The sequence below is a fragment of the Myxococcus vastator genome (assembly GCF_010894475.1).
GTDB lineage: Bacteria > Myxococcota > Myxococcia > Myxococcales > Myxococcaceae > Myxococcus > Myxococcus vastator.
Map to the genome: position 1 here is coordinate 1 of NZ_JAAIYB010000394.1, position 7,953 is coordinate 7,953.

A 7,953-nucleotide genomic window follows, 5' to 3' on the forward strand; every position below is an offset into this window, starting at 1 on the left:
CTCCGGCGGGGCGGCGGCGCTGGCGGCCTGGACAGCTTCACCAGCAGCTCCCCCGCGGCGAGGCCCGGCACTTCGTGGCTCAGCGAGCCATCCGCCGCGGTCCTTCCACAGTGCTCGGTGCGGCCGACCGTGAGCACGTACTCCGTATCCACGTAGGGCACTTCCTGTGGATCCACCAGGACCAGATGCAGCCTGCGCTGCTTCAGGATGAAGGTACTGGTGTTTCCTGTCCGGACTGGTGCCGTCCTCGGACTGACCATGCCGCGCTCCCCCCGTGCCTGGATTCGCGATGGTGTCTGCTCGTCGTTGAAGGCCTGCCCAAGGTACGGGAACCCAGAGCGCCCTCCATCACCGGAAGTTCTGGGATAACCCTGTTCTGTGCGTCGGGTTAACGGACCTCAACCTGGTGGGTCAGTCAGAGGACGCAAGGCATGGCCAGCCGGACGAGACCCCGTCCGCCGCCGCGTGCCTGCCCGGCGCGTGCGACGTGGCTACCTTGCCCACGGACGTTGTCTCTCGCTTTCTTGGAGGCGCCACGCATGCGCACCGCGGACGTTGTCAGGCACGACGAAGCCAGGTGCATCTGGCCCGCACGGGCCGTGCTCGGCGAGGGCCCCTTCTGGATGGCCACGGAGGGCGCGCTCTACTGGCTCGACATCCCGGGCCGCAAGGTGCACCGGCTGGAGCTCCACAGCGGTGCCCAGGCGAGCTGGGACACCCCTTTGCGTATCGCCTCGCTCGCGCCCAGGAAGGGTGGAGGCTTCATCGCGGGGACGGAGCGGGGCCTGGCCTTCTACGAGCCCCGGAGCGCGCGCCTGGAGCGGCTGCTGAATCCGGAGCCTGAGCGCCCCCACAACCGCTGCAATGACGGGAAGGTGGACCCTCAAGGCCGCTTCTGGGTGGGCACCATGGATGACCACGAGAAGGCGCCCACCGGCGGGCTCTACCGGTTCGATGCGCAGGGGCACCTCGCGCGAATCGATGAGGGCTATACGGTGACGAACGGTCCGGCCTTCAGCCCCGATGGGCGGACCCTCTATGTGAGCGACTCGCCCAGGCGCGTCACCTACGCCTTCGACCTGGGCCCGGACGGCGCGGCCTCCCGTCGCCGGGAGTTCCTCCGCTTCGACGCGCCCCACGGCTTCCCCGACGGGATGACGGTCGACGCGGAGGGCGGCTTGTGGATTGCCTTCTACGGAGGCGGCTGCGTGCGCCGCTTCTCACCAGAAGGCGCGTGGCTGGCCGAGTACCGGCTGCCCGTGGCGAAGACGACCAGCGTCGCCTTCGCCGGGGAGGCGTTGGACCGGTTGTTCGTCACCACCGGGCGGGACGGGCTCAGCGCGGAGGAGCTCGAGGCCCAGCCGCTGGCCGGTGGGCTCTTCGAGCTGACACCGGGCGTCCGCGGCGTCGCGCCGGTGCTCTACGCGGGCTGAGGCGGCTCAGCCGGCCTCTTCGGTTTCATCTTCGGAGTCGTCGTACCGCGGGGCCAGCGCGGCGGCGCGCGCCGCGCGCAGGTGCTGCACGGCGACGAAGCCCACCGCGCCCAGGCCGAAGACGAAGACGAAGGGCCCGGGGAGCAGGCGCATGTGGAGCCCGCCGAAGGCGAGCGCCAGGGCCACCGCGCCCGCGGGCAGGTAGCGCGTCCAGGACGGGCGCTCCACCTCCGGACGCAGCGCCAGCAGGGCGAGCACGGCCAGCAGCGCCAGCTCCACCACCACCGAGGCCGGCAGGTCCCAGCCCCGCAGGTGGGTGACGCCGCCGCCGTAGCTGTAGAGCATGTCGTCGGTGGGCCGCTGCGTCGCGATGACGCGCAGCTCGGGCGGGCCCTGGGGCACCGGCGCGTTGTCCGGCACCCCCACGTCCAGCTTCACCGTGCCCCACGGCGCGAACAGCGCCAGCAGGCACACCGCCACGCCGCCCAGGCCCACCAGCTGCGGCATCGCCAGGAGCTGCCGGGGCTCGAAGTACGCGCCCACGCCGTCCGCTCCCGCGATGACCTTGCGGTACTGGTCATGGGCCAGAAGCCCCACGCCCGCCACCATCAGGAGCGGCAGCACGCCCAGGCTGAGCGAGCGCAGCGCCAGCGCCACCATCACCGCGGTGGCGGTGGCGGCGGCCTCCGGCGTCATCAGCACCGCGGGCATCCGCTCGGTGAAGCCCGGGGACTGCTCCGCGGCGCGCAGCTCGCGTGCGAGCAGCACCGTGCCACTCACCACCGCCAGCAGCGCCCCGATGAGGCCCACGCCGCCGGAGGAGAGCAGGGCGGACAGGACGACGGCGCAGCCCACCACGATGACACCCAGCACCGTGGGCGAGTGGGCCGGCACGTGCGCAAGCCACTTCGGCCCGTCATAGGGCGGGGCGGACTGGCCCGGGTCCGTCTTGTCCTCGGGCGGAAGCTCGGGCGCGTCCCCCGCGACGTAGGGCCGCGAGTGCTCATCCGCCTCGTCGAGGATGTCCGCCGCGTAGGCGGGCTGCTCCAGGTCGCGCTGGGGCCGCGACGGGCGGAGCGCGGGCCGGGCGCCCGTTCCCCTGGGCGGCTCGGGCATGGTGGCCCCGCAGTTCTCGCAGTACCGCAACCGGGAATTGGAGTCTTCGCCACACTCCAGGCACCGCATACCGCCACCTCGTTGGAACGACAGGGGCTACTTCCGAGCGGCCTCGGCGGGGGCGGAGGGCGTGGACAGCTCCTGGATGCGCAGGGCCAGCGTCTGCGGGTCGATAGGGCCCACATGCTTGCCCCGGATGACGCCGTTGGGGTCGATGAAGTACGTCTCCGGCACGCCCGCCACGCCGTAGTCCAGCGCCATCCGCGAGCGCGGATCCACCAGCTGCGGGAAGCTGGCGCCGTACTGCTGGAGGAAGCCACGCGCGTTGTCGTCGGTGTCCTGGAACACCACGCCCAGGAACACCGCCTGCGAGCCATACTGCCGCGCGCCCCACTCCAGCACCGGGTGTTCGACGCGGCACGGGCTGCACCACGACGCCCAGAAGTTGATGACCACCGGCCGGCCCTTCAGGTCCGCCAGGCTCACCTTCTCCCCGCTGTCCAGCGCGCGCAGCGCGAAGTCCGGGGCCGGCTTGCCCTTCATCATGAAGGGGACCTCGTGCGGGTTGCGCCCGAAGCCCTTGAACAACACGAAGAGCAGGCCCGCGCAGAGGACCACGAAGCCCAGCGTGTAGCGCCAGCCCTTCATCAGGCGGCTCCTCGCTCGGCGTCACCACCCGTGAGCGGGGACGCGCCCACCGCCGGCGCGCCCGCCATGGCCACGGCGGCCTTCCGGCGCGGCCACAGCGAGATGAGCGTGCCCAGCACCAGCAGGGGGATGCTCCACCAGATCCACCCGACGAGCGGGAAGACCCAGATGTTGATGCTCGCCGTGCCGGCCTGCTCGGAGAAGGCCATCAGCGACACGTAGAGGTCCTCGCCCGGCGTCTCCCGGACACCCGGGGTGCCAATGGGGTCCGTGCTGCGCTCGTAGTAGTTGAGCCGCGGCTTCAGCTCGGACACCTTGCCGCCCGGGGAGGTCACCTCCACGCGCGCCGCCACGTAGGTGCGGTGGGGCTCCTCGCCGCTGACCAGGCCCAGGTACTTGAGCTGGTAGCCGCCCAGCTCGATGACCTGCCCCTTCTTCAGCGTGCCGGAGGTGTGCTTCACGTACGCGGAGGACGCGGCCACCGCGACGATGATGAGCACGATGCCCAGGTGCACCACGTAGCCGCCGAAGCGGCGCTGGGCCTTGAGCGCGCTCGTCGTCACCGCGGCGACGAGGCCTTCCTTGCGCTCGGCCATGCGCACCCGCACCGGCGCCACCAGCTCCCGCAGGGTGACGACGGTGACGAAGCCCGCCAGCCCGAAGGTCATCAGCGGGTACACGCCGCGCAGGCCCGCCGCGAAGCACGCCGCCGTCACCACCAGCCCCACCACGGCGGGGATGATGAACTGCCGGCGCAGCGTGGCCTTGTCCGGCTTGCCCCAGGGGAGCACCGGCCCCACGCCCATCAGGAAGAGCACCGCGATGCCGCCCGGCACCGCCATCTTGTTGAAGTACGGCTCACCCACGCTCACGCGCACGCCGCGGACGGCCTCGGAGATGAGCGGGTACAGCGTGCCCAGCAGCACCGTGAAGGTGATGGCGACGAACACCAGGTTGTTCACCAGGATGCTCGCCTCGCGAGACAGCGGCGAGGCCAGCTGGCCTTCGGGCACCAGCAGCGGACCGCGCACCGCCAGCAGGCCCACGCACAGCACCAGCAGGACGCCCAGGAACACCAGGAAGGTGGGCCCGATGTCGGACTGGGTGAAGGAGTGCACCGAGTTGAAGATGCCCGAGCGCGTCATGAACGTGCCCAGGATGGTGAGCACGAAGGACGCGAGCGCGAGGCTGAGCGTCCACAGCTTCAGCATCCGCTTGCGCTCCTGCACCATGGTGGAGTGCATGAACGCCGTCGCCGTCAGCCAGGGCAGGAAGGACGCGTTCTCCACCGGGTCCCACGCCCAGTAGCCGCCCCAGCCCAGCACGGCATAGGCCCACCAGGCGCCCAGGATGATGCCAATGGACAGGAAGAGCCACGCCACCAGCGTCCAGCGCCGCAGGGGCGCCATCCACGCCTCGCCAATCTCGCCGCGCAGCAGGCCCGCCACCGCGACGCCGAAGGGCACCGTCATGCCCACGTAGCCCAGGTACAGCATGGGCGGGTGGATGACCATCAGGACGTGGTTCTGGAGCAGCGGGTTGGGGCCGGGGCCGTCCGCCGGCACCGGGGACACCGCGCCCCAGGGGTTGGCCGGGCCCGCGATGAGGAAGGCGAAGAAGACGCCCACCGCCAGCATGGTGCCCAGCGCCAGCTGCATGTAGCGCGCGTGCTCCTTGCGGTGGATGAAGGCGAAGGCGGCGATGTAGCCGCCCATGATGAGGCCCCAGAAGAGGATGGACCCCTCCAGGGCGCTCCACAGCGAGACGATGGTGTAGACCAGCGGCGTGGCCCGGCTGCCCACCTGCGCCACGTAGCGCACGCTGAAGTCGTGCGTCACGAGCGCGTGGACCATCACCAGGTTGGAGCCCACCATGCAGGCGGCGAAGCCCCACACCGCGCGCAGCACCCACGGGAAGCCCGCGTCACTGCGGCGCAGGCCGCTCACCAGGCCCACGAGCGCGCCGAAGGCCGCGAACGCGAGCCCCCCGAGCACCAGGCCGTAGCCCACGGTTCCGTTCACTTCGCACCCATCGCGGTGGTGGCGTCGGAGAGCGTCTCCTGCCACTGACGAGGATCCTCACCCTCCTTGGGGGCGCGGTACTCGTTGGAGTGGTTCACCATCAGCCGGTTGGAGCTGAAGACGCCGGACTTGTCGTAGGTGCCTTCCACGACGACGCCAATCTTGTCGCGGAACATCTGCGGCGGCGTCTCCGTGGAGCGCACCAGCACGCTGGGCGCGCCCTCCTTGACGTCATCCGCCACGCGGAAGTGCAGGGTGGTGTGCTCGGCGTTCCACTGGATGCTGCCCGGCTCCACCACGCCGCCCAGGCGGATGGTGGCCGAGTACGCCTTGTCACCCTGGCCCAGCATCTCCGACGGGCTCCAGTAGTAGACGAGGTTCTCGCCGATGTTGCCGAAGGCCACGAATCCCAGGCCAGCCCCCGCGACGAGCAGGGCCCCCAGGGCAATCAGACGGTTGCGAGCGACGGGGGACATGGCGACTCACTCCTTGGCGTCGGTGGGGGCCTTGGGCCGACGCGCCCACAGGGACACAGCGTAGAGAACGAGCATGGCGACTGTAATGCCGTAGCAGGCCCAGACATAGCCCCAGCCGCCGACGATGCGGCCGCTGCCCACCTGTCCGGGCGCCGCCGCGAGGAGCCACAGCCACTGCGTGGAAAGCATCATCATGGTCAGGCCACCCTCGAGGAGTTGGCGCCACCCGCGGCGGCGAGGTCCGACGGCAGCGCGTCCGGCAGGGCCACCTCCGCCTGGCGCTCCGCCAGGGCCTGACGGTAGCGCTGCACCAGGAACCAGATGGTGAGGAACAACATGCCGAACGCCGACACGCGCAGGGCCAGCGTCATCTCCGGGTCCACCGTCTTGGGCGTGGACTGCACCTGGTGCAGGCTGCGCCACCACCGCACGGAGAACCACACGATGGGCAGGTTGATGGCGCCGATGATGGCCACCACCGCGCTCCAGGTCGCGCGCTTCTCCGGGTCCTCCACGAAGCGCCGCAGCACCAGGTAGCCGGTGTACGTCACCAGCATGATGGCCTGCGAGGTCAACCGCGGATCCCACGACCAGTAGACGCCCCAGGTCGGCCGGCCCCAGATGGCGCCGGTGATCATCCCCGCGGTGCCCAGCACCAGGCCAATCTCCGCGGAGGCCTCGGCGGTGGCATCCAGCTTCCAGCTCGCCTTCATGAGGTAGCCGATGGCCACCACGAAGTTGATGGCCATGGCCACCATGGCCACCCACTGGAGCGGGACGTGCACGTACATGATGCGCTGCACGTCGCCCATCTCACGGTCCGGCGGTGCCCACGCCAGTCCCAGCCACCACCCCGCGGCGAGAACGGCCAGCGCCAGCGCCGGCAGGCCCCACTTGATGAACTTTCCCATCCGTCAGTCCTCGATGATCCGCGGGAACAGCAAGAAGCCTACGCCCCAATAAATCAGATTGAATCCGCCCAAAAGCCCCAACCATGAGCCAAACTGATTCATGGGGTCTCCCTGGAGTACGAGCGTGGTCGCCTTGGCCGCGGAGAGGAGGGCGGGGATGACCAGCGGGAACAATAGCAAAGGCAGGAGCACATCCCGTGCCCGGGCATTGCTCGAAATCGCAGCGTAGACGGTCCCAGGGGCGCTCAAGGCCAGGCTGCCGAGCAGGAGGATGAGCCCCAGGTCCACCACGCTGGTGACGATGCGCACCCCGTACAGGGCCACCATGACGGGCACCAGCAGGGCGCCCAGGGCCGTCAGCAGCAGGGTGTTGCCCAGGGCCTTGGACAGGAAGATGGCGCGGGCATCCGCGGGCGCCAGCCGGATGCCGTCCATGCACGCGTTCTCCGACTCGACGCGGAACGACTCGCCCAGGGCGAGCACGCTGGCGAAGAGGATGGCCAGCCAGAAGTAGCCGCCGGCGTTCTTCTCCAGCAGCTTCGTGTCGGGGCCCAGCGCGAAGGAGAACATCAGCAGCGTGGCCAGCGCGAAGAAGATGATGGCGTTGAGGCGCGCGCGGGTGCGCCACTCGATGAGCAGGTCCTTGCGCAGCAGCGCCAGGGTCGCCGTCAAGAGGCCGATGGGGCGGGGACGCGAAGCGCTCATGCCGCCACCGCCCGGCCGTCCTGCAGGTGAAGCCGCTCTTCACACAGCGTCAGGCCCTGCTCGACGAGGTGGGTGGCCAGGATGACGGTGACGCCGCTGGCCTTGAGCTGGGCGATGATGGCCTCCATGTCGCGGATGCCCGCGGGGTCCAGCTCACCGAAGGGCTCGTCGAGCAGCGCGATGGACGGCGCCTTGAGCAGCAGGCGGGCAATCGCCAGGCGCTTGCGCATGCCGGCGCTGAAGCCGCGGACCGGGCTGTCGGAGCGGCGGCTGAGCCCCACCCGGGTCAGCTCCGCGTTGGCGGCGTCCGCGGGCGAGGGCAGTCCCAGGAGCCGGGCCAGCACCGTGAGGTTCTGGTGGGCGGTGAGGTCCTCATAGAGGAAGCTGGCGTGCGACAGCAGCGCCACGTCACGGCGCACCGCGTCGCGCTCCACCACCGCGTCGCGACCGAGCACCTCCACCCGGCCCGCGGTGGGGCTCAGGGCGGTGGCCAGCAGGCGCAGCAGGGTCGTCTTCCCGGAGCCGTTGTGGCCGGTGAGCAGCAGCGAGCGCCCGGCGGGGAGCGCGTACGTGAGACGCGCCAGGGCCCACCGGCGGCCATACCGCTTGCTGACGTCATGCAGGGCAAGCGCGGGGGCGGCGG

General features: G+C 70.5%; 9 protein-coding genes. 1 reads left to right on the forward strand and 8 read right to left on the reverse strand.

Features of this window, described 5'->3' with window-relative positions; translation table 11 throughout:
• Window positions 1–539: 539 nt before the first annotated feature.
• A complete protein-coding gene (locus G4D87_RS29260; RefSeq protein WP_163785995.1) occupies window positions 540–1,433 on the forward strand; it encodes an SMP-30/gluconolactonase/LRE family protein in 894 nt (297 codons plus the stop codon).
• Between the two features lie 6 nt (window positions 1,434–1,439).
• Here G4D87_RS29260 and G4D87_RS29265 read toward each other — a convergent pair whose 3' ends face one another.
• From G4D87_RS29265 to ccmA, 8 genes are all read right to left on the reverse strand, one after another.
• A complete protein-coding gene (locus G4D87_RS29265; RefSeq protein ID WP_240358702.1) occupies window positions 1,440–2,549 on the reverse strand; it encodes a zinc ribbon domain-containing protein in 1,110 nt (369 codons plus the stop codon).
• A 96-nt stretch (window positions 2,550–2,645) separates the two neighbouring features.
• Entirely contained in the window at window positions 2,646–3,197 is a 552-nt protein-coding gene (locus tag G4D87_RS29270) for a TlpA family protein disulfide reductase (RefSeq protein ID WP_163785997.1), read from the reverse strand.
• A complete protein-coding gene (locus tag G4D87_RS29275) occupies window positions 3,197–5,218 on the reverse strand; it encodes a heme lyase CcmF/NrfE family subunit (RefSeq protein ID WP_163785998.1) in 2,022 nt (673 codons plus the stop codon). Before G4D87_RS29275 ends, G4D87_RS29270 begins: the two co-directional genes overlap by 1 nt.
• Window positions 5,215–5,694 (reverse strand): cytochrome c maturation protein CcmE, encoded by a 480-nt coding sequence (locus G4D87_RS29280; protein WP_163785999.1) that lies wholly within the window; start codon window positions 5,692–5,694, stop codon window positions 5,215–5,217. The genes G4D87_RS29275 and G4D87_RS29280 overlap by 4 nt, the downstream gene beginning before the upstream one ends.
• A 6-nt stretch (window positions 5,695–5,700) precedes the next feature.
• Complete coding sequence (locus G4D87_RS29285) at window positions 5,701–5,889, reverse strand: heme exporter protein CcmD (protein WP_163786000.1); 189 nt, start codon at window positions 5,887–5,889, stop codon at window positions 5,701–5,703.
• A gap of 2 nt (window positions 5,890–5,891) precedes the next feature.
• On the reverse strand, window positions 5,892–6,605 hold the full coding sequence (ccsA, locus tag G4D87_RS29290; protein ID WP_163786001.1) for a cytochrome c biogenesis protein CcsA: 714 nt from the start codon (window positions 6,603–6,605) through the stop codon (window positions 5,892–5,894).
• A gap of 3 nt (window positions 6,606–6,608) precedes the next feature.
• On the reverse strand, window positions 6,609–7,310 hold the full coding sequence (locus G4D87_RS29295) for a heme exporter protein CcmB (protein ID WP_163786002.1): 702 nt from the start codon (window positions 7,308–7,310) through the stop codon (window positions 6,609–6,611).
• Window positions 7,307–7,953 (reverse strand): heme ABC exporter ATP-binding protein CcmA (gene ccmA, locus G4D87_RS29300; RefSeq protein ID WP_163786003.1); only part of this gene is annotated, 647 nt, incomplete at its 5' end. The genes G4D87_RS29295 and ccmA, both read right to left, overlap by 4 nt.

Excerpts from the sequence above, each read along its gene's own strand:
- G4D87_RS29260 (WP_163785995.1), top strand. The coding sequence starts at position 540 with ATGCGCACCGCGGACGTTGTCAGGCACGACGAAGCCAGGTGCATCTGG.
- G4D87_RS29265 (WP_240358702.1), bottom strand. The coding sequence starts at position 2,549 with ATGCCCGAGCCGCCCAGGGGAACGGGCGCCCGGCCCGCGCTCCGCCCG.
- G4D87_RS29270 (WP_163785997.1), bottom strand. The coding sequence starts at position 3,197 with ATGAAGGGCTGGCGCTACACGCTGGGCTTCGTGGTCCTCTGCGCGGGC.
- G4D87_RS29280 (WP_163785999.1), bottom strand. The coding sequence starts at position 5,694 with ATGTCCCCCGTCGCTCGCAACCGTCTGATTGCCCTGGGGGCCCTGCTC.
- G4D87_RS29285 (WP_163786000.1), bottom strand. The coding sequence starts at position 5,889 with ATGATGATGCTTTCCACGCAGTGGCTGTGGCTCCTCGCGGCGGCGCCC.
- ccsA (WP_163786001.1), bottom strand. The coding sequence starts at position 6,605 with ATGGGAAAGTTCATCAAGTGGGGCCTGCCGGCGCTGGCGCTGGCCGTT.
- G4D87_RS29295 (WP_163786002.1), bottom strand. The coding sequence starts at position 7,310 with ATGAGCGCTTCGCGTCCCCGCCCCATCGGCCTCTTGACGGCGACCCTG.